This is a genomic window from Pseudonocardia sulfidoxydans NBRC 16205, assembly GCF_007989085.1.
In the GTDB taxonomy this organism is placed as follows: domain Bacteria; phylum Actinomycetota; class Actinomycetes; order Mycobacteriales; family Pseudonocardiaceae; genus Pseudonocardia; species Pseudonocardia sulfidoxydans.
In genome coordinates, this window is sequence record NZ_BJVJ01000009.1 from 22,364 (window position 1) to 48,450 (window position 26,087).

General features: G+C 72.3%; 23 protein-coding genes. 11 read left to right on the forward strand and 12 right to left on the reverse strand.

From position 1 onward, the window contains the following. Nucleotides 1-61 precede the first annotated feature (61 nt). Together PSU4_RS06925 and PSU4_RS06930 are read right to left on the reverse strand one after the other, a co-directional pair. Complete coding sequence (locus tag PSU4_RS06925) at nucleotides 62-2,044, reverse strand: ATP-binding protein (protein ID WP_147103707.1); 1,983 nt, start codon at nucleotides 2,042-2,044, stop codon at nucleotides 62-64. 4 nt (nucleotides 2,045-2,048) lie between these two features. Beyond that, nucleotides 2,049-3,647, reverse strand: coding sequence for an acyl-CoA carboxylase subunit beta (locus tag PSU4_RS06930; RefSeq protein ID WP_147103709.1), 1,599 nt, complete (start codon nucleotides 3,645-3,647; stop codon nucleotides 2,049-2,051). 309 nt (nucleotides 3,648-3,956) lie between these two features. On the opposite strand from PSU4_RS06930, the gene PSU4_RS06935 reads away from it, so the two are divergent. Genes PSU4_RS06935 through PSU4_RS06945 form a run of 3 tightly spaced genes read left to right on the forward strand, consistent with a single transcriptional unit; the run spans nucleotide 3,957 to nucleotide 6,534 of the window. After that, the gene (locus PSU4_RS06935; protein ID WP_147103712.1) at nucleotides 3,957-4,484 is read left to right on the forward strand and encodes a hypothetical protein; all 528 of its coding nucleotides are present in this window, start codon (nucleotides 3,957-3,959) and stop codon (nucleotides 4,482-4,484) included. Beyond that, nucleotides 4,481-5,518: a DUF7064 domain-containing protein gene (locus tag PSU4_RS06940; RefSeq protein WP_147103715.1), complete on the forward strand. Its 1,038-nt coding sequence runs from the start codon at nucleotides 4,481-4,483 to the stop codon at nucleotides 5,516-5,518. Before PSU4_RS06935 ends, PSU4_RS06940 begins: the two co-directional genes overlap by 4 nt. Continuing rightward, a complete protein-coding gene (locus PSU4_RS06945; protein WP_147103718.1) occupies nucleotides 5,515-6,534 on the forward strand; it encodes a phosphotransferase family protein in 1,020 nt (339 codons plus the stop codon). Before PSU4_RS06940 ends, PSU4_RS06945 begins: the two co-directional genes overlap by 4 nt. Before the next feature lie 42 nt (nucleotides 6,535-6,576). On the opposite strand, the gene PSU4_RS06950 is transcribed toward PSU4_RS06945, so the two are convergent. After that, nucleotides 6,577-8,151 (reverse strand): AMP-binding protein, encoded by a 1,575-nt coding sequence (locus tag PSU4_RS06950; RefSeq protein WP_147103721.1) that lies wholly within the window; start codon nucleotides 8,149-8,151, stop codon nucleotides 6,577-6,579. A 20-nt stretch (nucleotides 8,152-8,171) separates the two neighbouring features. Then, nucleotides 8,172-9,323, reverse strand: a complete 1,152-nt coding sequence (locus tag PSU4_RS06955) for an acyl-CoA dehydrogenase family protein (protein WP_147103724.1) — start codon at nucleotides 9,321-9,323, stop codon at nucleotides 8,172-8,174. A gap of 93 nt (nucleotides 9,324-9,416) precedes the next feature. Here PSU4_RS06955 and PSU4_RS06960 point away from each other — a divergent pair, with 93 nt between their 5' ends. The 5 genes from PSU4_RS06960 (at nucleotide 9,417) to PSU4_RS06975 (ending at nucleotide 14,598) form a co-directional block, all read left to right on the forward strand. Further along, entirely contained in the window at nucleotides 9,417-10,043 is a 627-nt protein-coding gene (locus PSU4_RS06960; protein WP_147103727.1) for a TetR/AcrR family transcriptional regulator, read from the forward strand. Between the two features lie 44 nt (nucleotides 10,044-10,087). Continuing rightward, nucleotides 10,088-11,752, forward strand: coding sequence for an AMP-binding protein (locus PSU4_RS06965; protein WP_147103730.1), 1,665 nt, complete (start codon nucleotides 10,088-10,090; stop codon nucleotides 11,750-11,752). Between the two features lie 79 nt (nucleotides 11,753-11,831). Continuing rightward, a complete protein-coding gene (locus PSU4_RS32985) occupies nucleotides 11,832-11,903 on the forward strand; it encodes a putative leader peptide (RefSeq protein WP_373866036.1) in 72 nt (23 codons plus the stop codon). A gap of 69 nt (nucleotides 11,904-11,972) precedes the next feature. Then, nucleotides 11,973-13,109 (forward strand): dimethylsulfone monooxygenase SfnG, encoded by a 1,137-nt coding sequence (gene sfnG, locus PSU4_RS06970; RefSeq protein WP_147103733.1) that lies wholly within the window; start codon nucleotides 11,973-11,975, stop codon nucleotides 13,107-13,109. A gap of 259 nt (nucleotides 13,110-13,368) precedes the next feature. Further along, entirely contained in the window at nucleotides 13,369-14,598 is a 1,230-nt protein-coding gene (locus PSU4_RS06975) for an acyl-CoA dehydrogenase family protein (RefSeq protein ID WP_147103736.1), read from the forward strand. Nucleotides 14,599-14,634: 36 nt separating this feature from the next. On the opposite strand, the gene PSU4_RS06980 is transcribed toward PSU4_RS06975, so the two are convergent. Further along, complete coding sequence (locus PSU4_RS06980) at nucleotides 14,635-15,939, reverse strand: sensor histidine kinase (protein WP_147103739.1); 1,305 nt, start codon at nucleotides 15,937-15,939, stop codon at nucleotides 14,635-14,637. Between the two features lie 2 nt (nucleotides 15,940-15,941). After that, a complete protein-coding gene (locus PSU4_RS06985; RefSeq protein WP_147103741.1) occupies nucleotides 15,942-16,628 on the reverse strand; it encodes a response regulator transcription factor in 687 nt (228 codons plus the stop codon). A gap of 172 nt (nucleotides 16,629-16,800) precedes the next feature. Between PSU4_RS06985 and PSU4_RS06990 the strand changes: the two genes are divergently transcribed. Beyond that, complete coding sequence (locus PSU4_RS06990; protein WP_186816790.1) at nucleotides 16,801-17,505, forward strand: phosphodiester glycosidase family protein; 705 nt, start codon at nucleotides 16,801-16,803, stop codon at nucleotides 17,503-17,505. Nucleotides 17,506-17,510: 5 nt separating this feature from the next. Continuing rightward, on the forward strand, nucleotides 17,511-18,458 hold the full coding sequence (locus tag PSU4_RS06995) for a phosphatase PAP2 family protein (protein WP_246114986.1): 948 nt from the start codon (nucleotides 17,511-17,513) through the stop codon (nucleotides 18,456-18,458). A 28-nt stretch (nucleotides 18,459-18,486) separates the two neighbouring features. Here the strand turns inward: PSU4_RS06995 and PSU4_RS07000 are convergent, their stop codons facing one another. The 3 genes from PSU4_RS07000 to PSU4_RS07010 all read right to left on the reverse strand — a co-directional run bounded on the left by PSU4_RS07000 (nucleotide 18,487) and on the right by PSU4_RS07010 (nucleotide 20,749). Continuing rightward, nucleotides 18,487-19,725 (reverse strand): TMEM165/GDT1 family protein, encoded by a 1,239-nt coding sequence (locus PSU4_RS07000; protein WP_147103750.1) that lies wholly within the window; start codon nucleotides 19,723-19,725, stop codon nucleotides 18,487-18,489. A 221-nt stretch (nucleotides 19,726-19,946) separates the two neighbouring features. Further along, a complete protein-coding gene (locus tag PSU4_RS07005; RefSeq protein ID WP_147103753.1) occupies nucleotides 19,947-20,387 on the reverse strand; it encodes a pyridoxamine 5'-phosphate oxidase family protein in 441 nt (146 codons plus the stop codon). Next, nucleotides 20,384-20,749 carry a hypothetical protein gene (locus tag PSU4_RS07010; RefSeq protein ID WP_147103756.1) on the reverse strand — a complete coding sequence of 122 codons (366 nt, stop codon included), beginning with the start codon at nucleotides 20,747-20,749 and terminating at the stop codon, nucleotides 20,384-20,386. The genes PSU4_RS07005 and PSU4_RS07010 overlap by 4 nt, the downstream gene beginning before the upstream one ends. Nucleotides 20,750-20,884: 135 nt before the next feature. On the opposite strand from PSU4_RS07010, the gene PSU4_RS07015 reads away from it, so the two are divergent. Next, entirely contained in the window at nucleotides 20,885-22,522 is a 1,638-nt protein-coding gene (locus PSU4_RS07015) for a S1C family serine protease (RefSeq protein ID WP_246114981.1), read from the forward strand. A 57-nt stretch (nucleotides 22,523-22,579) separates the two neighbouring features. Here the strand turns inward: PSU4_RS07015 and PSU4_RS07020 are convergent, their stop codons facing one another. The 3 genes from PSU4_RS07020 to PSU4_RS07030 form a co-directional block, all read right to left on the reverse strand. Beyond that, nucleotides 22,580-23,743: a CaiB/BaiF CoA transferase family protein gene (locus tag PSU4_RS07020; protein ID WP_147103759.1), complete on the reverse strand. Its 1,164-nt coding sequence runs from the start codon at nucleotides 23,741-23,743 to the stop codon at nucleotides 22,580-22,582. Nucleotides 23,744-23,816: 73 nt separating this feature from the next. After that, the gene (locus tag PSU4_RS07025; RefSeq protein ID WP_147103762.1) at nucleotides 23,817-24,596 is read right to left on the reverse strand and encodes a GIDE domain-containing protein; all 780 of its coding nucleotides are present in this window, start codon (nucleotides 24,594-24,596) and stop codon (nucleotides 23,817-23,819) included. Between the two features lie 452 nt (nucleotides 24,597-25,048). Further along, a complete protein-coding gene (locus PSU4_RS07030) occupies nucleotides 25,049-25,948 on the reverse strand; it encodes an alpha/beta hydrolase (protein WP_147103765.1) in 900 nt (299 codons plus the stop codon). Nucleotides 25,949-26,087 lie beyond the last annotated feature (139 nt).

Genomic DNA, 26,087 nt, shown 5'->3' on the forward strand with positions numbered 1-26,087 from the left:
ACGACCCGAGTCAGCCCGGTCGCGGTCGCATTGCCTCGCCAGGCCGCCGCCCATCGGCCCGTCATCCCGCGGCCGCCTCTTCCGTCATCTCGTCGACCACCGCGAGCACCTGCCCGGTGTCGACCTGGTCCCCTTGCGCCACATGGATTTCCGACACGATCCCGTCGACGGGGGCGGCGACGGTGTGCTCCATCTTCATCGCCTCCAGCACGACGAGCGGCTGCCCCGCCGTCACCGACGCACCGGCCTCGGCCAGCACGCGGACGACACCACCAGGCATCGGCGCGAGCAACGACCCCGCGGCCGCGGCGGCGTTGGGGTCGGCGAAGCGCGGCACCTCGACCAGCGCGACCGAACCGTCCGGGCCGTCCACGTAGGACACCCCGTCGGCGCGGGTGACGGTGTAGCGACGGCGCACCCCGTCGACCTCCAGGACGACCGCCTCCGGGGTCGCGGACGCGTCGACGACCTCGCCCAGCGCGACGTCGCCGACACGGACGTCGAGCTTCCCGCGCCGGTACCGGTAGGCGACGGCGATCTCGGTGTCCCCCACCGTGTACGCGGCACGCTGCGGCTCGCCGCCGACGTTGCGCCACCCCGAGGGAACCGTCGCCAGCACCCGGGCGCCGGCCCGGTTGGCGGCCTGCGCCGCGAGCGCGGCGGCGGCGGCGTGCCGGGCGAACCCGCCCGCCGGCGCGCTCAGCGCGGCAGGATCGTGTCGCGTCAGGTAGCCGGTGTCGGTGCCCCCGGCGAGGAACTCCTCCTCGCGCAGGATGCCGACGAGCAGGTCGCGGTTCGTCGTGACGCCGTGGATCTTCGCGCGGGCCAGTGCCCGGGCGAGCGCGCGGGCGGCGTCGGTGCGGGTCGGGCCGTGGGCGATGACCTTGGCGAGCATCGGGTCGTAGTGGGGCGAGACCACGGAGCCGTCGACGAACCCCGTATCGACCCGGATGCCGTCCCCGGAGGGGATCGTGAACGAGTGCAGGGTGCCCGTCGCGGGCAGGAACCCGGCGGCGACGTCCTCGGCGTAGAGCCGGACCTCGATGGCGTGCCCGCTGATCGACGCGCTCGTGACCGCCTCGCCCAAAGGGTCGCCCTCGGCCACGCGCAGCTGCTGCTCGACCAGGTCGAGCCCGGTGACCAGCTCGGTGACGGGGTGCTCGACCTGCAGCCGGGTGTTGACCTCCAGGAAGAAGAACTTCCCCTGCTGGTCCATCACGAACTCGACGGTCCCGGCGCCGGTGTAGCCGATCGCCTTGCCCGCGGCGACCGCGGCGGCCCCGAGCTCGGCGCGCAGCGCGTCGTCGACCGCCGGAGAGGGCGACTCCTCGACGATCTTCTGGTAGCGACGCTGGATCGAGCACTCGCGCTCGAACAGGCTCACGACCTCGCCGTGGGTGTCGCCGAGGATCTGCACCTCGACGTGGCGGGGGTCGACGACGTAGCGCTCCAGGAACACCGTCCCGTCACCGAACGCCGACGCCGCCTCGCGGCGCGCCCCGTCGACGGCTTCTTCGAGCTCCGCGGTGTCACCGACGATGCGCATGCCACGCCCGCCACCGCCGAAAGCGGCCTTGACCAGCACGGGGAACCCGATCCGATCCGCCTCGGCCGCGAGGTCCGTCTCGTCCGTGACCGTGGCGCCGGGAAGCACGGGCACCTCGGCGGACTCCATGAGCGCCTTGGCCTCCAGCTTCGAGCCCATCGACGCGATGGCCTCGGGCGTCGGCCCGACGAAGGTCAGTCCGGCGGCGGCGCAGTCGCGGGCGAACCCGGCGTTCTCGGAGAGGAACCCGTAGCCGGGGTGCACGGCGTCGGCACCCGTGGCCTGGGCGGCGGCGATCACCAGGTCGGCGCGCAGGTAGGTGTCCGACGGGGCGGCCCCGGGGAGCCGGACCGCCTCGTCGGCGAGCTGGACGTGGGGGGCGTCGGCGTCGGGGTCGGAGAACACGGCGACCGTCGAGATGCCGAGACGGTGCGCGGTGCGCATCACCCGCGCCGCGATCTCCCCACGGTTGGCGACGAGCAGTTTCTGAATGGTCATCTGCTCACATCCGGAAGACGCCGAAGCCACGACGGCCGGCGATCGTGTTGGAGTGCACGGCCGACAACGACATCCCGAGCACCGTGCGGGTGTCGCGGGGGTCGACGATGCCGTCGTCGTAGAGCCGGGCGGTGACGTAGAACGAGTGCGACTCGGCCTCGATCTGGGCTTCGATCTGGGCGGTGCGCTTCGCGTCGGCCTCCTCGTCGAAGGGCTTGCCCTGCGACTGCGCCGAGGCGCGTCCGACGATCGACATGACGCCCGCGAGCTGGGCGGCGCCCATGACGGCGAGCTTCGCGCCGGGCCAGGCGAACATCAGCCGCGGGTCGTAGGCGCGCCCGGACATGCCGTAGTTCCCGGCGCCGAACGACGAGTTCATGTTGATCGTCAGGTGCGGGACGGCGCTGTTGGTGACCGAGTTGATCATCTTGGCGCCGTCCTTGATGATCCCGCCCTGCTCGTAGTCGGTGCCGACCATGTAGCCGGTGGTGTTCTGCAGGAAGACGAGCGGGGTGTCGGTCTGGTTGGCCAGCAGGATGAACTCGCTGGCCTTCTTGGCTTCCTCGCTGAACAGCACGCCGCGGTGGTTGGCCAGCACGCCGACGGGATAGCCGTGGATCTGCGCCCAGCCGGTGACCAGCGACGTCCCGTACAGCGGCTTGTACTCGTCGAAGTCCGAGTCGTCGACGGTGCGGGCGAGGATCTCGCGCGGGTCGAACGGGACCTTGATGTCGGAGGAGACGATCCCGAGGATCTCCTCCGGGTCGTAGCGCGGTGGCGCCGGATTCAGGGTCGGGGCCGGGCCGAGCTTGCGCCAGTTGATCCGGGAGACGATCTCGCGGCCCAGCCGGATCGCGTCGAGCTCGTCGACCGCGAAGTAGTCCGACAGGCCCGACACCCGGGAGTGCATGTCCGCACCGCCGAGGGCCTCGTCGTCGGCGTCCTCACCGGTGGCCATCTTCACCAGCGGCGGACCGCCGAGGAACACCTTGGCCCGGTTGTCGACGAGCACCGCGTAGTCGCACATGCCGGGCACGTACGCCCCGCCGGCGGTCGAGTTGCCGAAGACGAGCGCGACCGTGGGGATCGCCATCGACGACAGCTCGGTGAGCTCGTGGAAGATGCGTCCCGCCGGGACGAACAGGTCGGCCTGCGTGGGCAGGTCGGCGCCGCCGGACTCGACGAGGTTGATCACCGGCAGCCGGTTGAGCCGGGCGATCTCCAGCGCACGCAGCGTCTTGCGCAGCGAGTACGGGTTCATCGCGCCGCCGCGGACCGTCGGGTCGTGCCCGATGACCATGCACTCGACGCCCTCGATCACGCCGATGCCGGTGAGCACCGAGGCGCCGACCGTGAAGCCCGTGCCCCAGGCCGCGAGCGGGGCCAGCTCCAGGAACGGGCTGTCCGGGTCGAGCAGCAGTTCCAGGCGCTCGCGCAGCGGCAGCTTCCCGCGGTCGCGGTGGCGCTGCATGTAGCGCTCACCACCGCCGGCGATGACCAGCTCCAGTTGCTCGTTCAGCTCGTCGATGACCTCGAGCTGGAACTTCCGGTTGCTCCGGTAGGTCTCCGAGGCGGTGTCGACCGCCGACCTCAGAACCGGCATCAGCCACACCTCGCAGTCGGCCCGGCGATGCTCACGACGACGTCCACGGCGACTCCCGGAGTAACTAGCCATTCACTAACTGCGGACTGTACCGACGGACACGGACTCTGCCTAGAGTCGGTGCCCTGCGCTTCCACCGTGGCCGACCGTAGCGGTTGACGCGGCCTCCGGCAGGGGTCCAGGCGCCGCCGTTGACACCAGGACTTCTGGTACATCATGGTTCACTACGACGGCTCCACGGGCCGGTCGCGACCCCCGGCCTGCGACGGCCGACACCCCCACGCAGAGAGGCGAGCGGTGTTCAACGCGATGTCCCCCGCGCAGCTCACCGCGGTGCTCTCGGGCGTCCTGCGCGAGGGCGCCGACTGGTCCCGCCCGCTCGACGGGTTCCAGCGCGGACAGCTCAAGTCGGCGAGCAGCATCGGCCGTCATCTCGCGTCGGAGCTCGCCGGCGGCCCGGCCGTCGCGGCGCAGTTCCGCGCCGACCTGCGGGCGCTGCTCGTCGACGGGCCGGCCGATACCGCGGACGACACACAAGGCGCGCAACCTCACGGTCGTTCCGGGGCCGGAAAACAGCAAAGAGGTTGCGCGCGGTCGTCCGCCGAGCCCGCCGAAGCGGTCGCTGAGGCAGCGCGCCGGGTCGTCGCCGCGATCGACGACGACCCGTCCGGCGACGTCGCCGCACTCGGCGCCCCGATCGGCGACCTGCTCACCGCCGCCCGCGCCGCCGGGACCGACGACCTCGCCACAGCCGTCCGCGGCCTGCTGCGCGACCTCGTCGACGCCGAGATCGACCTGCTCTCCACCCCCGTCAATCCCAGCGGAGGATCCCGATGACCCGCACCGTCACCGCCTACTCACCGGCCGACCTGCCCGCCGACGTCGCGCAGCACGACCTCGTCCACCCCGCGGGCGAGGACCGTCGCTGGCGCGAGAGCTACTACTTCTCCTTCTACGACACCCGCCACGGCATCGGCGGCTTCTCGTCGATCGGCCGCCGGGTCGCGACGGGCCACTCCGGCTCGGTCAACGTGCTGTGGGGCCCGGACCGGCACAGCCTCGTGGCCTCGGAATGGGACTCGTTCGAGAAGCTCGAGAACCACACGCACGTCGCGGGCATGACGTACTCGTCGCAGCAGCCGTTCGGTGACTGGCGCCTGGAGTTCGACGGCAAGCTCAACGACGGTGGCGACGGCGTCGAGTGCGACCACGCCGCCCTGGGTCCCGTCGCGAAGAGCGCGGCCGACTCCGTCGACGTCTCCTACGACCTGACGTTCACCCCGACGCATCCTCCGTACGTCTACCGGGAGGACTCGCGCTGGTCGGAACTGTTCACCGGGCACGTCGACGAGGTCGGCCTGGTGAAGGGCACGATCACGATCGACGGCACGACGATCGAGATCGACGGCCGTGGCGGCAAGGACCACTCGTGGGGCGTGCGCAACTGGTTCGCCCCCGACGACTGGCGCTGGATCGACCTCGTCTCCGACACCGGCCCGGAGGTCGCGATGTGGCGGGCCGACCTGGGCGGCTGGATCGGTGACGGCGCCGTGTTCACCGATCCCGCAGCCGACCTCGCGGCGGGTGACGAGCGCGCGATCGTCGGCTACACCGAGACGGTGCGCACGGCCCCGCGCCCGGACGTGCCGGGCAAGCCGATCCCGACCGGCCTGTCCGCCGAGATCACGACGGGCTCGGGCGTCCACCAGCTGGAGGGCACCGTCGTACGGGTGCTGCCGGTGCTGTTCGACCGCCGGTCCGACGGCACGCTGCAGCGGTCGTGGAACGACCGGTCCCTGTTGTCGACGACGGTCGACGGGCACTCTGGCTGGGCGAACGTCGAGTTCGCGGGACGCGTCGAGAACCCGTGACCTCGCCCGACAGCGTCCTCGACGTCCTGGTCGAGGCCGGCCGGCTGGGCGATGCGGACCGCTCCAAGAACTGGGCACTGCGCCAGCTGGCAGGCGGCTGGTCCAGACACACCTGGCTGCTCAGCGAAGGCGAAGGTGAGCCGGCGCAGGGCGAGGCGTTCGTCGTCCGCGTCAAGCCGCCCGCGTCGCTGCTCGACTCCGATCTCGACCTGGAGTACCGCCTCTACAAGACGGTCGCGGCGGCGGGCGTCACCGTGCCGACGCCGTACGGCATCGAGCACGCGACCGACACCCCACTCGGCGGGTCGTGGTTCGTCATGGACTGGGTGCCGGGCGCTGCACCCGTGACGTGGCTGCGCCGCGACCGCGAGGCGCTGGAGGCCGACTGGGCGGGCGGCGGGCGGCTGGGCCGCGACCTCGTCGAGACGCTCGCGGCGATCCACGCGATCCCGGCGAGCGAGCTCGGTTTCCTCGGCCCGCCACGCAGCTATGCCGACGCGATCGACGTGTGGGCCCGCACCTACGAGCAGGATCGGCTCGTGCGTGACCCCGTCGTCGAGGACGCGTTCGCGTGGCTGCGCGAACGCGAGCCCGACCCGGTGCCGCCCGCGCTGGTGCACGGCGACTACCGCATCGGCAACACGATGATCCACGACGGGCGGATCGCCGCCGTCGTCGACTGGGAGCTGGCGTACCTGGGCGATCCCCGCTACGACCTGGGCTACGCCGCGCTGGACTACCTGGGCGGCAAGTTCATCGAGCCCGGGTCGGCGCTGTTGGAGGCGGTGTGCGACCGCGACTGGTTCTTCCGCGCCTACGAACAGCTGCGCGCGACGACGGTCGATCCGGAGGTCGTGCGCAGCTACTCGGTGCTCGGCGCGCTGGCGCTGATCTGCATCCTGCTGACGGGCATCCGCACCTACGCCGACGGCCGCACCGCCGACGTGCGGATGGCCTGGAACCGCTACGCCGTCCCGGGCCTGCGCCAGGACATCGTCCGGCTCATGGGCTGGTGAGGGGTCGTGAGCGGTAATAGTCGCTATAGCGACTATTACCGCTCACAGGTAGTGCTCTTGCAGCCCGTCGCGCACCACGTTCTTCTGGATCTTGCCGGTGGAGGTCTTGGGCAGCTCGTCGACGACGAGGATCGCCTTGGGGATCTTGTAGCCGTCGAGGTGCGCCCGCATGGCCTCCTTGAGCTCGTCGGGGTCGATGCTCTCGCCCGGCTTCGGGACGACGACCGCGGTGATGGCCTCGGTCCAGCGCTCGTGCGGCAGCCCGATGACGACGGCCTCGCCGACGCGCGGGTCGGCGGCGTAGACGGCCCGCTCCACCTCCAGCGACGCGACGTTCTCCCCGCCGGTCTTGATGACGTCCTTGTAGCGGTCGGCGAACCAGAGCACGCCGTCGTCGCCGAACCAGCCGACGTCGCCGGAGTGGAACCAGCCGAACGTGAAGGCCTCGTCGGTGGCCTCCTGGTTGTCCAGGTAGCCGTTCATCGTCGACGGGCCGCGGTAGACGATCTCGCCCTTCTCCCCCGCCGGGAGCAGCGCGCCGTCAGGGCCCATGATCGCGACCTGCACGCCCGTGATCGGGGTGCCGACCGCACCGACGTGGGTGAGCTGGTGCTCGGGACGGAACAGCGTCGTCACCGGGCTCATCTCGGTCTGCCCGAACAGCAGCGCGAACTCGCAGCCGAAGCCCTCCAGGCAGGCCTTGATCAGCGGTTCGGGCATGGGCGCCATGGCGTAGACGGCGCGGCGCAGGCTCGACAGGTCCCGCCCGGCGAACGACGCGTGCTCCAGCGCCGCCCGGTACATCATCGGCAGCCCGAACACCTGCGTGATCTGCTCACGCTCGATGGCGGACAGGAAGTTCTCGGGGTCGAACCCGCGCTGCACGTGGAGGGTGGCGCCGACCAGGAGCGCGGGCGTGCAGAAGGCGTTGAGCTGCGCGGTGTGGAAGAACGGCATGAGGCACAGGAAGCGGTCGTCGGCACGCCAGCCGGAGTCGAGCGCACCCGACATCGACTCCATGTAGATCGCCAGGTGCGACCCGACGACGCCCTTGGGGAACGACGTGGTGCCCGACGTGTAGAGGTAGCTGAGCCCGTCGCGGTCCTCGACGTGGTACTCCGCCGGTGACTCGTCGGCGGATTCCAGCTCGGCCAGCGTTGCCCAGTTCCGGTCGGCGACCGCGGGCTCCCAGGACGCGCCCAGCCCAGGCGCGACGAACACGTCCGCGACGCCGGTGACCTTCTCGATCGCCTCCGCCACGTTCCCGACCAGCTGCGACTCGACGACGAGCCCGCGCGCGCCGGAGTGGCCGAGGACGTAGGCGACCTCACCCGCCTTCCAGCCCAGGTTGATCGGGACGCAGACGACGCCGAGCTTGGCGCACGCGTAGTAGACGGCGAGGAACTCGGCGCTGTTGCCCGACGCGAGACCCAGCGCGTCGCCGCGGCGGTAGCCGCGGGCGGCGAGGCCGTGCGTCAGCCGGTTCACCCAGGCGTCGAGCTCGGCGTAGGTCCAACGCCGGTCCCCGTCGACGACGGCGAGCTGCGCGGGGCGCGCGGCTGCGGACCGGGTCAGCGAGTCGCCGACGTTGACACGCTGGATCAGGTTCGTCGACATCGGTGTCGAGCCTCCGGGAGTCAGTACGACTTGGGCAGGCCCAGCGTGTGCTGGGCGACGAAGTTCAGGATCATCTCCCGGTTGACCGGAGCGATCCGGAGCAACCTCGCCATTCCCCAGTAGGGCAGCAGGCCGTACTCGCGCGCAAGACCGTTGCCGCCGTGGGTCTGGATCGCCGCGTCGAGAGCGTTGAGCGCGGCCTCGGCGGCGGCGTACTTCGCCATGTTCGACGCCTCGCCCGCCGGCAGCCCGTGGTCGTGGCACCACGCGGCCTTGCGGGTCATGAGCGCAGCGAGCTCGGTCTCGATCGCGGCCTTGGCCAGCGGGTGGGACACACCTTGGTGGGCTCCGATCGGGGTGTCCCACACCGTGCGGTCGTTCGCGTAGCGGGCGGCCTGCGCGAGCGCGTAGCGGGCGATGCCGACGCACACCGCCGCACCCGTGATGCGCTCCGGGTTGAGACCGTGGAAGACCTGCCGGAACCCGGCCCCCTCCTCGCCGATGAGGTTGCCGGCGGGGACGCGGACGTCGTCGAAGTGCAGGACGAACTGCTTCTCCGGGACCTGGATGTCGACGGGCAGCGGGGTGCGCGCCAGGCCGGGCGCGTCGGCGTCGACGACGAACAGCGACAGCCGGGCGTTGCCGGACTCGTCGCGGCCGGTGCGCGCGACGACGACGATCGCCTCGGCCTCGTCGACCCCGGAGATGTAGTGCTTGGTGCCGTTCAGGACCCAGTGGTCGCCGTCGCGGACCGCGGTCGTCGACAGCTTGTGGGTGTTGGAGCCGGCGTCGGGCTCGGTGATCGCGAAGACGACCTTGCCCGACCCGTCGGCGAGACCGGGCAACCAGCGCGCCTTGAGCTCGTCGGAGCCGAACTCCTCGATGACCTCGGCCGAGATCGCCGACGAGACCAGGAGCAGCAGCAACGGCGCACCCTGCGCCCCGGTCTCCTCGCACACCAGTGCCAGCTCGACCAGCCCGCCGCCCCCGCCGCCGTACTGCTCGCCGATGTTGACGCCGACGAACCCGGCCTTGCCGAGCGCGTCCCACAGCTCCTGGGTGGGCTCACCGGCCCGTGCGCGTTCGACGAAGTAGGAGCCGCCGAAGTCGGCGGTGACGGCGGCGACGGCGGCGCGCAGGTCGCGGTGCTCGTCGCTCTCGGCGAAGTCCACGCGGTACCTCCGGCGTGTTCGAGTACGAATTCAGCTGAAGTGATCAGCAGTTCACTGGTGACGACCGTACCGACCGGCTGTCATGATGACCAGATGGCCGCCCCACGCCCGCGCAGTCAGCGCGATCCCGACCGCCGGGAGCGGATCCTCGTCGCGGCGGCGCAGCTCGTCGCGCGCCGTGGTTTCCACACCGTCGGGATGGCCGACATCGGCGCGGAGGCCGGGATCGTCGGCTCCGGGATCTACCGTCACTTCGACAGCAAGAACGCCATCCTCATCGCCCTGCTCGACCAGGTGATGGACCGGATGCAGTCCGGGGCCGCACGGATCGTCGGCGCCGCGCCGGACGACCGGACGGCGCTGTCCGCCCTGGTCCGCGACCACGTCCGCGTCGCCATCCAGGACCGCAGCGTGCTGGCCGTCTACCACCGCGAGGTCCACAACCTCCCCGAGGACGAGCGCCGACGGCTGCGGCACCGTCAGCGGCACTACCTCGAGGACTGGGTGCACGTGCTCGCACCGCTGCGCCGTGACCTCGCCGACGGCGAGCAGCGCCTCGCCGTGCACGCCGCGATCGGCGCGATCCAGTCGACGCTGTTCTTCCACAGCGGGCTGGCCGAGACCCGGCTCGCCGAGCTGCTCGACGAGATGGCCCACGCCTGCCTGGGCGTGACCCCCGCTCCCCGCGAGCGGAGTGAACTGCTGATGACTAAGTACTGACCGGACCGACTGAGGTTCTCCACCCCGCGCGAAGGAGCCCGGACGTGAACGAGCAGCCCCACATCGACGTGACGACCCTGCGCGGCCGGCGGGCCGTGAACCGCTGGGAACGCACCTCGGTCGGCGACGTCTTCGAGCGTCTGACCTGGAGCTATCCCGACGAGGTCGCCATCTCCGCGCGGCCGGGCGCCTACGGCGACGAGCAGTTCCGCACCGTCACCTACCGGCAGGCCGACACCGTCGCGAGCCGGGTCGCGCACGCGCTCGCCGACGCCGGGCTCGAACCCGGCGACCGCGTCCTCATGGTGTGCGAGAACTCCGTCGAGGCGTTCCTGGCCAAGGTCGGCATCGCCAAGGCCGGGATGGTCGCCGCACCGATCAACCCGAACCTGGCCACGGACGTCGTCACGCACCTGGTCGGGGTGCTGGAGCCGCGGTTCACGATCGTCGACGCCGAGATGTGGCCGAAGGTCGAGGCGGCGTTCGCCGCGACGGGGCTGTCGGTCGGCGCGACGATCACCGTCGGCGGCGGTCCCGTCGCGGGCAGCCCGTCGTTCACCGAGCTCATCGAGGGCAAGCCCGAGACCGAGCCCGACGTCGAGATCCACGGCGACGACATCTGGCAGCTGCTGTTCACCTCGGGAACGACGTCGATGCCCAAGGGCGCCATGCTCTCCCACACGATGACGCACCTGGCGGCGCTGAACTTCTCGGTGTCGCTGTCGCGCGGCCTGCGCCACGAGAGCGACCTCAAGCTCGTCGTCTTCCTGCCGATCATCTACCACGTCGGCGACCAGATCTTCCCGTTCGGCGCCTTCCTCGCGGGCGGCTCGATGGTGCTGGGCCGGCGGCCCACCCCGGACGCGACGGCCGACGCGATCGCGGAGGAACGCGCCACCGCGGTGTGGAACGGCTCCCCGCAGTTCGCCGCGAACCTCGCGGCCGAGCTGAACAGCCGCCCGGAGCTCGACGTCTCCAGCCTCACGACGCTCGTCTACGGCTGGGGCGCGCTGGAACCACAGGTGGTCGCCGACCTGGAGAAGCGCTGCGCCGAGGGCTTCGTGACGCTCGGCATCTTCGGCCAGACCGAGGCCATCGCCTGCCACCGCTTCTGGCCGACCAAGTGGCCGGAGGTGTACGCGCGCAGTGCGCCCGCGGTCAACTACGTCGGCGTGCCCAGCCCGGTCCTCGCCTCCGACGTCGTCGACGAGACCGGGACGCCGGTGCGCGGCGAGCCCGGCGAGGCGGTCTACCGGTCCCCGGTGCTGATGGCCGGGTACTACCGCAACGAGGAGGCCACGCGCGAGGCGTTCCGCGGCGGCTGGTTCCACTCCGGTGACAGTGCGCAGATCGACGAGGACGGCCTGCGGATCATGGTCGACCGCTACAAGGACATCGTGAAGTCCGGCGGCGAGAACGTGTCGAGCATGCGCGTCGAGTCGGTGCTCTACGGCCATCCCGACGTCGAACGCGCCGCGGTGATCGGGCTCGACCACCCGCGGTGGGGCGAGGCCGTGACCGCGGTCGTGGTGCCCCGCGCGGGCTCGACCCCGGACGCCGAGGCGATCATCGCGCACTGCCGCGAACGGCTCGCCGGCTTCGAGACGCCGAAGGCGGTCGTGTTCGCCGACACGCTGCCCGACACCGTCGGCGGCAAGGTGCTCAAGTACAAGCTGCGGGCCGAGCACGCGCACCTCTACGACTCGTGAACGTCCGTACACGCGACGCGCTTCCCGACGGCTGGACGCGGGTTGACACCGGCGACGGCCGTCTGGTGTCGTCGATGCCATGACCACGCACCCGCTGACGCGCCGGCGTCACGTGGACCTCCAGCGTGTCGTCTCCTGCGGCTGTCGCTGAGCGGTTCGCCCCACACCTTCTTCCCTTGCGCGCGTGGGGTTCTCGCGCGTTGTCGTCCAGGAGACAGCCATGCCCGGCACACCCGTCGACCCGACACCACTGTCCTTCGCCTACTGGGTCCCCAACGTGAGCGGTGGACTGGTCACCAGCACCGTCGAGCAGCGCACCGACTGGGGCTACGACTACAACCGCACGCTCGCGCAGCTGGCCGAGAACAACGGCTTCGACTACGCGCTCAGCCAGGTCCGGTACATGGCCAGCTACGGCGCCGACCACCAGCACGAGTCCACGAGCTTCTCCCTCGCCCTGCTGCTCGCCACCGAGCGGCTCAAGGTCATCGCCGCCGTCCACCCCGGGCTGTGGCAGCCCGGCGTGCTGGCCAAGTGGGTCGCGACGGCCGATCACCTCTCCGGGGGCCGGGCCGCGGTCAACGTGGTCTCCGGCTGGTTCAAGGACGAGTTCACCGCACTGGGCGAGCCGTGGCTCGAACACGACGAGCGCTACCGGCGCACCGCCGAGTTCATCCAGGTCCTGCGCGAGATCTGGACCTCCGACGACGCGAACTTCGCCGGTGACTTCTACCGGCTCCACCACTTCGACCTCAAACCCAAGCCCGTCGACGTGCCCGGGCGCCCGCACCCGGAGATCTTCCAGGGCGGCAACTCGACCGCGGCCCGCCGCAACGGCGGCCGCGTCTCGGACTGGTACTTCTCCAACGGCAAGGACTACGACGGCTTCGTCGAGCAGGTGGCCGAGGTGAACGCCCACGCCGCCGACGCCGGTCGCGCGGGTGCGGTCCGCTTCGGGCTCAACGGGTTCCTCATCGCCCGCGACTCCGAGCGGGAGGCCCGCGAGCAGCTGCGCGAGATCATCGCGGGCGCGAACGTGGAGGCCGTCGAGGGCTTCCGCAGCGCCGTGCAGCAGGCCGGTTCGTCCACATCGGACAAGCGCGGGATGTGGGCGGACTCCTCCTTCGACGACCTCGTCCAGTACAACGACGACTTCCGCACCCAGCTGATCGGCACGCCCGAGCAGATCGCCGACCGCGCACTGGAGTACAAGCGCCGAGGCGCGAACCTGCTGCTCCTGGGGTTCCTGCACTACCACGAGGAGGTCGAGTACTTCGGCCGCCACGTGCTGCCGATCATCCGGGAGAAGGAGGCGGAGCTCGTCGCGCGCGAGCCCGCACTCGTCGCCGGCGCCTGACCCGTGTCCCTCCCGGCCCCGACGCTGCTGACGCGGCGCCGGCACATCGACCTCGCCCGCGCCGTGACGACCTCCTGTCGACGCTGAGGCCCCATCCCACGGTCGACCACCCGGATTTCACCGTCCGGCCCACTCACGCGTGCGCGCCCGCGCGCCCCGGAGCCCACCCGCTCGGGTCGCCGGTGGCACGACCCCTGCCGCCCGACGCCGCGCTCCCGCGCGGGCCGCGGCACGCGTCCCCATGCCGAAGGGCACCGTCATGACCACGCTCGACAACCGACCCGCCACCGTCGACTGGGCCGCCCGGCCCGTCCCCGACTCACCCGATGCGTGGCTCGCCCGCGCCCGCGAGGTCCGCGAGGTCCTCGCCGTCGGCGCTGCCGCCCGCGACCGCGCCGGCCAGACCCCCTACGACGAGATCGCCCTGCTCAAGAACTCCGGACTGGTGACGCTGCTCGGCCCGGTCGCGCACGGCGGCGGCGGGCAGGAATGGCCCACCGCCTACCGCGTCGTCCGCGAGATCGCGGCCGCCGACGGGTCCGTCGGCCAGCTGCTGGGCTACCACTACCTGTGGAACTGGGCGGCGCGGCTCGTCGGCACGCCCGAGCAGATCGAGGCCGTCGAGGCCGACGCCGCCCGCAACCGCTGGTTCTTCGGCGGTGCGGTCAACCCCCGCGACACCGACGTCCGCATCCGCGACGAGGGCGACCACATCGTCTTCAACGGGCGCAAGTCGTTCTCGACCGGCAGCAAGGTCTCCGACGTCACCGTCCTCGAAGGCGTCCTCGACGGCACCGACACCCACGTCTTCGCGATCGTGCCGAGCGACCAGCCCGGCATCACCTTCCACGACGACTGGGACAACTTCGGGCAGCGCCTCACCGAGAGCGGCGGCGTCACGATCACCGAGGTGAGCGTGCCGTGGGCGGGCGCGGCCGGGTTCGTCGGCAAGACGTTCCAGCCGCGCGTCTACAACACGCTCAACGTGCCGACGATCCAGCTCGTGTTCGTCAGCTTCTACCTGGGCATCGCCCGCGGCGCGCTGGAGACCGCGGCCGGGTACACGCGCACCGAGTCGCGGTCGTGGCTGCACGGCGGGTACGAGCGTGCCGTCGACGAGCCGTACGTGCTCGACCTCTACGGCGACCTGGCGTCGAAGCTGTGGGCGGTCGAGGCGCTGGCCGACCAGGTCGCGCAGGAGGGTCTCGCGCTCCACCGCGACGCCTGGCACGTCACCGAGCGGCAGCGCGGCGAGCACGAGGTACGGGTCGCGGCGCTCAAGGCCCGCGCCACCGACGTCGCGCTGGAGGTCACGAGCCGGGTCCTGGAGGGCACGGGGGCCAGGTCGACCACCACGGAGCTGGGGCTGGACCGCTTCTGGCGCAACGTCCGTACCCACACGCTGCACGATCCGGTGGCCTACAAGCGCCGTGAGGTAGGGGCGCACCTGCTGCGCGACGAGCTGCCGCAGCCCACCTGGTACTCCTGACCCGTCCCTCGTGAGCGGCAATAGTCGCGATAGCGACTATTGCCGCTCACAGGCTTTCGCGGCGCTGGGCAGCAACAACGTGAACGTCGTCGGGTGGGTGCTGCCCACGGCCAGCCGCCCGCCGTCGGCCTCGGCGAGGCTACGTGCCAGCGCGAGACCGATTCCGTATCCGCCCCCCGTTGCGCCGTCGCGGCCCGACCGTCGAACGAACAGGGCGGACGTGGACCCGGTGAGGGCGTCGCCCTCGTCGACCACATCCAGGGCGAGCGCTCCCGCGGTGGTGCGAAGACGGACCGTCACCGTCCCGGCTCCGTGGACGACGGCGTTGTCGAGCAGGACGCCGAGGATCTGGCGAACCGCCGCGGCCGATGCGCGGGCCGGAGCGCAATCAGGGTCCACGTCGATCCGCAGCGCCCGGTCGCGCGCGGCGAGGGTACGACGCCACTGGCCGACGACGTCGTCGACGATCCCCCGCACGTCGACGATCGGGTTGCCGGTGTGGACGTCGCGCGCGAGGGCCAGGAGGTCCTCCACGGTGCGGTGCAGCCCGTCGGCGGAGCGAATCGCCGCGTCGACGGCGTTCCGCAGGTCCGCGCCGGGATCGTCGAGCGCGGTCTCCAAGCTCAGCCGCAGACCGGTGAGCGGTGTTCGGAGCTGGTGGGACGCATCGGCGGTGAAGGCGCGCTCCCGCGCGACGAGCGCGCCGATCCGTTCCGCGGTCGTGTCGAGGGCGGCACCGACGGAGTCGATCTCGGGGATGCCGACGCGTCCCGTCCATGTCGTGAAGTCGCCGTCGCCGAGCCGGCGTGCTCGACCGGACAGTTCCTCGAGCGGCCCGGCGAGCCGCCCGGCCTGGCGCCGCGCGACGACCCACACCGCGAGCAACGCAGCGAGGGCGAGCGCGAGCATCATGGTCCACACCCCGACGACCTGCAGATACAGCTCGCTCGACGACCCGGCCACCCGGACGACGCCCGCGCGTGGGTCGTCGCCGGTCACGGCCAGGGCGACCGCACCGTCGTCGGAGGTGGCGCGCCCCGGATCCCGCAGCGCCTGCCGCACCGCGTCGTCCGCGGTCGCGGGGCCGGAACCGAGGATGCGCACCCCGGCGGTGTCGTACAGCCCGACCTCGGCGTTGCCACGACCCGGCGGCAGCTGGATGGGCCGGTTCGCAGCCACGTCCACCGCGACGGTCAGCGCCGTGACGGTCGCGACCTGGTCGAGCTCACGTCGTTCGTGGTCGGACAGGTACTTCAGGACGATGCCGGCGAGCGGCAGCCCGAACAGGCCGATGGCCAGCACCGCCGCCGCGACGGTGAGCACGACGATGCGTCGACGCATGATCAGGCGGGTGGGTCGAGCCGGTAGCCGTGCCCGCGCAACGTGACGATCGTCGGCATCGACCCACCTCCGGTGGCGGCCAGCAGGCGCCGGATGCCGGCGACGTGCACGTCGAGGGTCTTCGTCGAACCGAACCAGTTCTCGTCCCAGACCTCGGCGATGAGGACGTCGCGGCTGATCGCGGTTCCGGGTTGCGACGCGAGTCGGGCCAGCAGGTCGTACTCGCGTGGCCGCAGCCGGACCTCGACGCCCCCCACCGTCACCCGGCGGCCGACGAAGTCGACCTCGAGATCCCCGAGGGTGGCGGGGGGTCCCTGTCGGGAGGCCTCGGCCCGCCGCAGGTGGGCGCGGACCCGGGCGTGGAGCTCGGCCAGACGCACGGGTTTCACGAGGTAGTCGTCACCACCGGATTCCAGCCCGAGGACGACGTCCATCTCGTCGTCGCGCGCGGTCAGGATGACGATCACGGCGTCGGGCAGCAGCGGGCGGATCGCCCGGCAGACGGCGAGACCGTCGAGATCGGGCAGTCCGAGGTCGAGCAGGACGAGATCGACGGGCGCGCGGCCGGCCTCCCGGACCGCGGACACGCCGTCCTGCGTCCAGATCACGTCGTGGCCGTGGAGGGTCAGGCTGCGCGCCACCGCGGTTCCGATCGTGTCGTCGTCCTCGACGAGGAGTATGCGAGCCACGATCCGACCGTACGGAGCAGCGCCCGCCGAAAGCGGACGTAACCGGCGTGCTTACCGAACGCTTACCGCGTGTTGGCCGGTTCCACCTACTGCGCGGCCCACCGTCGTCGATGGCCGAACCATAACCCTCGGATGGCACGGCCCGTACCTGCACGTTCATAGCGTGGACGGTATGAGGGACGCCGACAGGACACGCTCCGCCGCTGGCTCCGGCCTCGATGTGCCCCCGGATCCGCGGCCGCTGCCGTCCACGTCGCCCCGGGGCGCAACGGCCGTCGCGGTTCCGCCGCCGCTGCCCACGCTCGTCGACCCGCCGCCGGCCGGGGAAGGGCAGTGGCAGCCGGCGTCGGTACTCGCCGGTCACGCCCCTGGCCGCACCGCGGTACCGCCCCGCGACGGCGCCGCATCCGCGGTCGTCGACACGTCCGGGACGGTGCACATCGGCGCGTGGGGCAGCGACGTCGGACCGGGCCCGACCGTCGCGGCCGTCCGGCAGAACCCGGATCCGATCATCGACCACGGCCGGGTCGTGCCCGGGCTCGACGTCAACGCCGGCGGCAGCTGGGGGTCGGCGAGCAACCAGCTGCAGTACACGTGGCGCTCGGGCCTGGGCGTCACCGCCGACAACAGCCTCGTCTACGTCGGCGGGGCCGGCCTGACCCTCTCAACCCTTGCCGCCGCCCTCGCCGATGCGGGTGCGGTCACCGCGATGGAGCTCGACATCCACATCCAGATGGTCGACCTGTTCACCTACGACCACGCCACTCATCGCCCGGACCACCTCGCCGGGACGCCGCTGCTCCCGTCGATGCCCGGGCCGAACGACCGCTGTCTGCAGTCCGACCAGTGGGACTTCTTCGTCGTGACGTCGCGGTGAGCGCGATGCTGGTGCTCGTCGCCCAGGACGGTGCCGCTGTCGTGGCGGTCGTCGCCGCCGTGGCGCTGCTCCTCGTGGGCCACCGGCTGGCCGTCCACACCGGGATCGTCGCCGTCCTCGTCGCCGCGCACGCCGCGCTGTCGTCGGTGGTGGTCGTCGTCGGCCACCTCGGCCCGGTGGGCCCCGACCGCGCTGTCGCCGACGAGCTGGTCCGGCTGCGATCGTCGGCTGCGACCGGCATCCTGACCGTGGTCGGCACGGTCGGCGACACCGTCGGTATGGCGGTCCTCGCGGCCGTCGTGGGCGCGTTGCTGCTGTGGCGGCGGCGCGTGGGCGACGCCGTCGTCATGATCGGTGCGGTCGCAGGCGCGGGACTGCTGATCGTGGGGCTCAAGCAGGCGGTCGCCCGCCCACGACCGCCCGAGGCGCTGCGGCTCGCGGTCGAGACGACGTACTCCTTCCCGTCCGGGCACGCGCTCAGCTCCGTCGTCGTCCTCGGCACGGCGGCGGCGATCGTCGTCCGGCTCGGTTGGCGCCCGGCCCTCTCCGGTGTCGCCGTCACCGTCGCGTCCGGCGCGGTTGCGATCATCGGGTTCAGCCGCGTCTACCTGGGGGTGCACTGGCCCACCGACGTCCTGGACGGATGGCTGACGGGCGGGGTGTGGCTCACGGTGTGCCTCGCCGCACTGTCCGAGCTCGACCGCCGGCGAGGCCGACCCGCGCAGGCGCAGCGAGGGGACCTCACGCCGCGCGACGCGGTGACGGGCGGTGCGCATCCGGGCTCGCTCGGTCTGTCGAGACCGCGGGATTCCCCGGCGACAGGCTGCGCCCCCGCAGACTCGGGCGCCTGCCCCTCCTCCTCACGCCCTCACGGCGGTGCCCGTCCAGGGCGCGACGCCGGCACACACGCCGGCCGGCCTCACCGGGGTCGTGAGTGGCAACAGTCGCTATAGCGACCATCGCCGCTCACAGGGGGCGGGATCAGCCGACGCGGACGCGATCACGCAGGCCCGGGGCCTCCGTGGGCCGCAGCCGGGGCAGGAACCGCCCGGACCGCAGCACGTATCCCGCGTAGGTCGCGCCGTACGCGGCCGCCAGCCGCGGCTCGCGCACCGCCCGCGCCTGGACCTGCACGGCGACGACGATCAGCACCATCGCCAGCACGCCCATCACGGCGGGCACCATCAGCAGCAGGCCGGCCGTCGCGACGACCACGCCGGTCAGGCCCGGGTTGCGGGTCCGCGCGTGCACGCCCATCGTCGCGAAGCCGGGACGCCCCCCGGTCTGGCGGCCCCGCGTCACGACCGACGCCACCGCCGCCCGCCACAGCGCGAACCCGCCGAGGAACACACCGGCGCCCGCGACAGCGATACCGGGGTCGCTGAACAGCGAGATCGGCTGGATGACGTCGACGGCGACGAGCAGCGGCGCGGCGAGGCCGACCACGGCGGCGAACACCGACAACGACCGCACCCACCACGACGCCGACCCGGAACGCCACGCCACACCCGGCACCGGACGCGACGACACCACACGCCGCCGGTAGCGGATGCCCAGGACGATCCCGGCGACCGCCAGCACCAGCGCGATCCAGCCGGCCGCGTGGTGGTCGAAGAACGCGCCGACCGGCTCGCCGGTGAGCTGCTCCACCGCGTCGGCGGCGAGCCACAGGCCGAACACCCCGAAGAGCCCGGCCGCGCCGTAGCGGATCGTCCGCTCCGGCAGCCGCTTGCCCAACTGGCGTCCGATGACGATCGCGAGCGCGTCGGCGGCGACCATGCCGAGCGTCGAACCCAGCCACACCCCGAACCAGCCGTGCTGCGTGGCGAGCGTGATCGTCGCCAGCATCGTCTTGTCGCCCAGCTCGGCGAGGAAGAACGCGACGGTCACGGCCATGACGGCCGACCGCGCGACGCGGGAGGCCTTGCTCCGCTCCTCGTCGCTCAGCGAGTCGCCGCGCAACGTCCACGCACCGAACCCGAAGAAGGCGACCGCCGCGACCAGCGCGATCCAGCCGGTCGGCAGCGCCGCGCCCAGGCCGTGACCGACGGCCACCGACACGAGATGCACGACGGACGTGGCGATCGTGATGCCGACGAGGACCGGCACCATCCTGAATCGGGTGGCGAACGTGAGGGCCATGAGCTGGGACTTGTCACCGAGCTCGGCCACGAAGATGACACCGAAACTGACCGCGGTCGCGACCAGGACGTCGTACATGGACCACCCCTCGATCTCGTGCCGGATCGAGGAAAGGAACTCTTCGACCCGACAGCTCTATCGGATCGAAGGTCTCGCTCGCCTGGTGGCGCAGGCCGTGCGGCCGGACCACGACAAGGTGATCAGTATGTCGACCGCGACGTTGAGAGCTACTCCCCTTCGCAGGCAACACGATACAGCCCGACCGCGCTCCGGATCTCGGCTCGTGGCCTTCGACACCGTCACGCGTTGCCGTAGACCCTCGTCGGGGTGAGGAGGACGGCGGCGCGGCGCTCGGCGCGCATCGTCTCGTCGTAGGCGTCCCAGTCGTCGTGGGAGCCGCCCGCACCGGTGAACACCTCGCGCAGCAGCAGCCGCAGCCGCTCGGCGTCGACCCCGGCGGCGGGGTCGTCCGGGCCGATGACGCGGCAGGTGCCCTCGATCGTGGCGTAGCGCCAACCGGAGCGGAACGTCAGCGCCGACGCGGGCCGGGAACGCAGGTTCGCGAGCTTCACCGGGCCGTAGGTCACGTACCCGACGACCGGTTCCCCCGTCGTCGGGTCGGTGACCGGACCGGCGTTGACCAGTGACGACGCGACGGTCCCGTCGGCGCGCGTGACCGACACGACGGCCAGGTACGACTCGGCGGCGGCCAGGGTCCACACGGCATCGAGTGAGGTCATGGGGTGGAAAGTAGTCCGCCCGGGAGCTCCCCGGTGCCGTAGCGGTCGAGGACGTCGGCGACCGGCCGGGCCCAGCGTTCGTGGGCCGACTGCCGGGTGACGCCCGCGGCGCGCGCGATCACCTCCCACGTGGTCCCGATGCGGCGCAACCCGACCAGGTCGGGCAGCGGGTCGAGGCCGACGGTGAGGTGGATCCGGAACTGCAGGACCTGCCAGGCGATCTCGTGGTCGCGCTCGCCGGGCTCGCCCGCCCCGGCGAGCAGCAGGTCGGCCTGGCGGCCGGACTCGGCGACGGCCGCGACGCGGACGGTGTCGGCCGCGGCTGTGACGTCGGCGGACAGGGCGGTGTCGAGTGGGCTCATGCCTGTCAGGGAACACCTGACACGCCCTGGTTGTCAAGTGAACCCTGACAAGCTCGGTGGGGCCGCGGCGATTCACCCGCCATTTCCCAGGGGCAGCACAGGGACGTCTCAGCTTGGACGCCCACAGTTGTCACCATGACCGACGAGCAGCGGGGGTACGGCCGTCCCGACGGAGACGCCGATCCGGCCGGTCGACCCCCGACCGAGCAGACCTCCGTGCCGCCCACGGGCGCGCCGTCCACCTCCGACACCCCGGCCGGGGCCCCGACCACCGCCGGCCCGTCCGACGCACCCGCGTCCGGGCCCGCGGCCGACCGACCCGCCGGTGACCCGCCGACGACACAGTTCCCCGCCACGCCGCCCGCACCCTGGGCCGCGGGCGCGCAGCACGGCCCCCAGCCCGGCCCGACCCACGGACCCGGCGACCACCAGAGCGCCTGGAACCGCCACGGCTGGAACCAACAGCCGGACCCGTACCGCGCGCACGCCCAGCAGGCCCCGCACAGCAGCCCCGGCACCACGACGCTCGCGGCCCCCGTGCCGCAGCACGCCGAGCGCAAGAAGGCCCGGCCCATGATCGGGATCGTCGCCGCCGCGCTGATCGCGGGCCTCGTCGGCGGTGGCGCCGGCTTCGGCGCGGCCTACGCCGTCCTCGACGACAACGGCGGCAACGTCACCCTGAGCAGCAGCCCGGCGAGCGCCTCCAACGCCGCCGCCACCAACGGCACCGTCGCGGCCGCGGCAGCCAAGGCGACGCCGTCGACCGTCGACATCAGGGTGAACCTCGCGCAGGGCACCGCCGAGGGCAGCGGCGTGATCCTGACCGCCGACGGCAACGTCCTGACCAACAACCACGTGGTCGCGGGCGCCACCGGCCAGATCACCGTGACCCTCTCCGACGGTTCGCAGCACACCGCGAAGGTCGTCGGCACCGCGCCGAGCTACGACCTCGCCGTCATCAAGCTCGACGGCGTCTCCGGGCTCACCCCCGCGACACTCGGCCAGACCAAGGACGTGCAGGTCGGCCAGCAGGTCGTCGCGATCGGCTCGCCCCAGGGGCTCACCGGCACCGTCACCACCGGCATCGTGAGCGCGCTCAACCGCACCGTCGCGGTGCAGGGCGAGGACGGCACCGGCGTCGTCTACAACGGACTGCAGACCGACGCGCCGATCAACCAGGGCAACTCGGGCGGCCCGCTGGTCAACCTCGACGGGCAGGTCGTCGGCATCAACTCGGCGATCGCGACGGCGCAGGGCTCGACGGGCAGCGTCGGCCTTGGCTTCGCGATCCCCGTCGACCAGGCCAAACGCGTCGCCCAGGAGATCATCAACACCGGGCACGCGACGAAGCCGGTGCTCGGCGTGCAGGGCTCCACCGGCAGCAGCAGGGACTCCTCCGGCGCGCAGATCGCCGCCGTGCAGGACGGCTCCCCCGCCGCGGCGGCCGGGCTGAAGGCCGGCGACGTCGTCACCAAGGTGGGCGACGCGACGGTCGGCGACTTCTCCGACCTCGTCGCGCGCATCGGCTCCTACGCCCCCGGCGACAAGGTCACGCTGACCATCGGCACCGGCGGCTCGGCGCGCACCGTCGACGTGACGCTCGGCAGCCAGCAGGACCAGGCCGCGACGACCAGCACCGGCGGTTCGGACCCGGGCGGCCCGGGCTCCGGCGGAAACGGATCCGGGGGCAACGGTTCCGGCGGCGGCGACGGCTCCGGGCAGGACGGCCTGAACCCGTTCGGCGGCAACCCCTTCGGCCGCGGCGGGAACTGAGCACCCCGACCCTGACGGCGGCGGTCGCGGGGACGACCGCCGCCGTCCTTCACCCGTTCACAGTCCGTCCAGCCACGCCCGCACCTCCGCCGAGTCGGCGCCGAGGGCGGGCGGGCTGCGTCGGTAGGTGGGTGGGGTCGCCGAGTAGCCGACGGGGTTGCGGATCGACGGCACCGCCGTCGCCGGGTCGCCCGGCCACACCACCGGGTCGAGGCCGAGGTCCTCGGCGAGCGCGACCCCCTGCGCGACGTCGTTGATCGGACCGCACGGCACCCCGACCCCGGTGATCAGGTCGAACCACTCCGCGGCGCTGCGCGCCGCCAGCTTCGCGATCATCAACGGCCGCAGCGCCTCCCGGTTCGCGCTGCGCGCGGCGGGGGTGGCGAAGCGCTCGTCGTCGGGGAGGTCCGGGGCGCCGATGACCTCGCACAGCTTGCGGAACTGGCCGTTGTTCGCGGCGATGACGATGAGCTCGCCGTCGCCGGTCGGCATCGGCTCGTACGGGTAGACGCTCGGGTGCTCGTTGCCCATCCGGGTGGGCACCACACCTCCGGCCACGACGGCCGAGGTCTGGTTGACCAGGCACGACATCGCCACCGACAGCAGGTTCGTCTCCACGTGCTGGCCCTCCCCGGTGGCGTCGCGGTGGCGCAGCGCGGCCAGGATCGCGACGCCCGCGTGCAGGCCCGTCATCACGTCGAAGACCGCGGTGCCCGCTCGCAGCGGCGTCCCGCCCGCCTCGCCGGTGACGCTCATCAGCCCCGACGTGGCCTGCACCAGCAGGTCGTAGCCCGGCAGGTGCGCGCCGCCCGTCGCGCCGAATCCGGTGATGGAACAGTGGACGACGGCCGGGTTCGCGGCGCGCACGGTGTCGTGGTCGAGGCCGAAGCGGACGAGCCCGCCGGGTTTGAAGTTCTCCACCACGACGTCGGCGCGGGCCGCGAGGCGTTGCGCCACATCGAGATCCGCCGGGTCGGTGAAGTCCAGGACCACCGACCGCTTGTTGCGGTTCGTCGACAGGTAGTAGGTGGCGACGCCATCGCGCGTCGGGGGCTGCCAGGTGCGGGTGTCGTCGCCGCCGGGCGCTTCGACCTTCACGACGGTCGCGCCCAGGTCACCCAGGATCATCGTCGCGTACGGGCCGGCGAGGACCCGGGAGAAGTCGGCGACGAGGATCCCGTCGAGCGGGCCGCCGCTCGGTCCGTCGAGAGTCGTTCCCACAGGTCGAGCCTACGACTCGTGAGCGGCGTTGTTGGCTATGGCGTTGGCTGTGGCCGACAACGCCACTCACGAGTCAGAGGACCAGGGCCAGGACCACCACGACGATCCCCACGACGACCAGCGCCGCCCCCAGCCGCGACCGGAACCGCTGCTTGCCGCGCGCCGCGTCGGTGAGCTGGGCCTCGGTGCTCGTCGACATCACGAAGGGCTGCTCGGTGTCCGCGGGCGGGGCGATGATCAGCGGACCGACCGCGTCGTGCACCTCGCCCAGGACGTACATCGGCGTCCCCGGCCGCAGCACCCACTCGGTGTACTGGAACCCGATCGTCTCGTCGCGGTCCCCGCCGACGAGCGCACCCACCACGTGCGCCCAGCCGTTCGACGGCTCGCGCGACTCCTCGAAGCGGTCCGTCACCTGCTCGACGCCGTCGGGACGCCGGCCCGCGTGGTCCACCCCGATCGTCAGGCCGTCACGGATCAGCGCGAACCCGTGCGCGGACGTCTGCTCCGCGACGGTCTCCGTGCGCGTCGAGACGCGGGTGTTCCCGTCGCGGTCCCGGTCGTAGTGCTTGTAGCGGCGCTGCACCCGGTGGCTGTGCCACACGCACTCGGTGCCCGTCAGCTCCGAGCGCAGCACGCCCTCGGGGCTCGGGTGCGCGGCGCCGACGACCTCGCACACCTTGCGGAACCCGCCCGCGGCCCCCAGCTCGTCGGAGGTCCGGCGCAGGTCCTCCAGCTCCGGAACCGACAGCGTGTCGGCGGCCAGCATCGCGTGCACCGACCGCTGCGCCTTCACCGCCGACCACAGGAACCCGGCGCCGACCAGCACCACCACGACCCCGATGACCCACATGCCCCGCTCCTCCGTGTCCTCCCGATCTTCGGGGGACGCTACGGGGAACGACGAACCGGGTCGGGACGGCCAGCACCACGATCCGCAGGGGGTGCTGGCACCACGCCACCCGCCGTGTCATCAGCGCGCTCGGGGCGCTCTCACGACACGCTCGGTGTACGGCGCAGCGCCCGGCCACCGCCCGATATGTCGCCGGCGCGGCGGGTGCGCGCTCACGACACGCTCGACGTCCGCGCCGCGACGATCGCCGTCGAAGGTGTCACCAGAGCACTCGGTGAGCTCCCAGGACACGCTCGACGTCAGGCGGCGCGACGACGACCACCGAACGTGTCAGCCGCACTGCCGGGACGCGCTCGCGACACGCTCGACGTCCGCGCGCCGGGTCGATCGCCATCGAACGTGTCACCCGAGCGATTCGGGAGCGCTCATCACACGCTCGGGGTCGGGCAGCGTCAGAGCAGGCCGTGGCGGCGCAGGAACGCGGCGGCGACGTCGAAACCCTCGTCGTGCGCCGGCAGCGACGGGAGCTGCAGGAACGCGTGCGGCACACCCGCGGCGACGTGCAGCTCGTGCGGAACCCCCGCCACCGCGAGGCGCGCCGCCATCGACTCCGACTCCGGCCGCAGCGGGTCGAGCTCCCCGACCGACAGCAGCGTCGGCGGGAAGCCCTGCACCTGCCGCTCCGGGGCACACCGCGGGTCGCCGCGCAGCAGGTCGAACTCGTCGGTCGGCAGATACAGCTGCGACGCCGCGTCGTCCCCGCCGAGCAGCCCCGACAGCGTCGGCAGCGCCCGGTGGTAGTCGTAGATGCCGTAGAACAACAACGCCGCGCGGATCCCCTCCCCCGCGCCCGTCGCCAGCGCGACCGCCGCCAGGTTGGCCCCCGCCGAGTCGCCCGACACGATCAGCCGGTCCGGGTCCCCGCCCAGCTCCGCGGCGTGCGCGCGGGCCCAGTCCAGCGCGGCGGCGACGTCGTCGACCGCGCCGGGGAAGCGATGCTTCGGGGCGCGCCGGTAGTCGACCGACACCACCAGCAGCCCGCGCGACGCCAGCTCCGCCGACAACCGCCGATGCGTCGACGGCGCGCCCATCACCCACGCCCCGCCGTGCAGGTGCACCACCGTCGGGAAGGGCGGCTCACCGAACGGGACGTGCACGTCGGCACCCAGGCGCCAGCCGCCCGACTCCCGGATCGGCACCCCCTCGACCACCCGCGCCACCTCCGGCGCACCACCGTTGATGTAGTCGTCGAACGACCGGAACAGCGCCACGGGCGACTCGTCACCCTCCGGGACCCGCAGGGTCGTCTGGAACTCGAGGAGAGCGGGCGGCACCGACGCGGGCGCGGTCATGTGTGGACTCCTGTGTCGCGCGGGGGGCGTGTCGCGGGGACGACGACGATCACGACGCTAGGTCGGGTGCGTCCGGCCCGTCAACGCGCGCCGCCCCGGGGCTACCGGCAGTAGGTTCGGCGGCGACACGCCTTCGCGC

Bases quoted from the DNA above. Each gene is read 5' to 3' on its own strand.
- PSU4_RS06925 (WP_147103707.1), bottom strand. From the start codon at position 2,044: ATGACCATTCAGAAACTGCTCGTCGCCAACCGTGGGGAGATCGCGGCG.
- PSU4_RS06930 (WP_147103709.1), bottom strand. From the start codon at position 3,647: ATGCCGGTTCTGAGGTCGGCGGTCGACACCGCCTCGGAGACCTACCGG.
- PSU4_RS06935 (WP_147103712.1), top strand. From the start codon at position 3,957: ATGTCCCCCGCGCAGCTCACCGCGGTGCTCTCGGGCGTCCTGCGCGAG.
- PSU4_RS06940 (WP_147103715.1), top strand. From the start codon at position 4,481: ATGACCCGCACCGTCACCGCCTACTCACCGGCCGACCTGCCCGCCGAC.
- PSU4_RS06950 (WP_147103721.1), bottom strand. From the start codon at position 8,151: ATGTCGACGAACCTGATCCAGCGTGTCAACGTCGGCGACTCGCTGACC.
- PSU4_RS06960 (WP_147103727.1), top strand. From the start codon at position 9,417: ATGGCCGCCCCACGCCCGCGCAGTCAGCGCGATCCCGACCGCCGGGAG.
- sfnG (WP_147103733.1), top strand. From the start codon at position 11,973: ATGCCCGGCACACCCGTCGACCCGACACCACTGTCCTTCGCCTACTGG.
- PSU4_RS06975 (WP_147103736.1), top strand. From the start codon at position 13,369: ATGACCACGCTCGACAACCGACCCGCCACCGTCGACTGGGCCGCCCGG.
- PSU4_RS06980 (WP_147103739.1), bottom strand. From the start codon at position 15,939: ATGCGTCGACGCATCGTCGTGCTCACCGTCGCGGCGGCGGTGCTGGCC.
- PSU4_RS06990 (WP_186816790.1), top strand. From the start codon at position 16,801: ATGAGGGACGCCGACAGGACACGCTCCGCCGCTGGCTCCGGCCTCGAT.
- PSU4_RS06995 (WP_246114986.1), top strand. From the start codon at position 17,511: ATGCTGGTGCTCGTCGCCCAGGACGGTGCCGCTGTCGTGGCGGTCGTC.
- PSU4_RS07000 (WP_147103750.1), bottom strand. From the start codon at position 19,725: ATGTACGACGTCCTGGTCGCGACCGCGGTCAGTTTCGGTGTCATCTTC.
- PSU4_RS07005 (WP_147103753.1), bottom strand. From the start codon at position 20,387: ATGACCTCACTCGATGCCGTGTGGACCCTGGCCGCCGCCGAGTCGTAC.
- PSU4_RS07010 (WP_147103756.1), bottom strand. From the start codon at position 20,749: ATGAGCCCACTCGACACCGCCCTGTCCGCCGACGTCACAGCCGCGGCC.
- PSU4_RS07015 (WP_246114981.1), top strand. From the start codon at position 20,885: ATGACCGACGAGCAGCGGGGGTACGGCCGTCCCGACGGAGACGCCGAT.
- PSU4_RS07025 (WP_147103762.1), bottom strand. From the start codon at position 24,596: ATGTGGGTCATCGGGGTCGTGGTGGTGCTGGTCGGCGCCGGGTTCCTG.
- PSU4_RS07030 (WP_147103765.1), bottom strand. From the start codon at position 25,948: ATGACCGCGCCCGCGTCGGTGCCGCCCGCTCTCCTCGAGTTCCAGACG.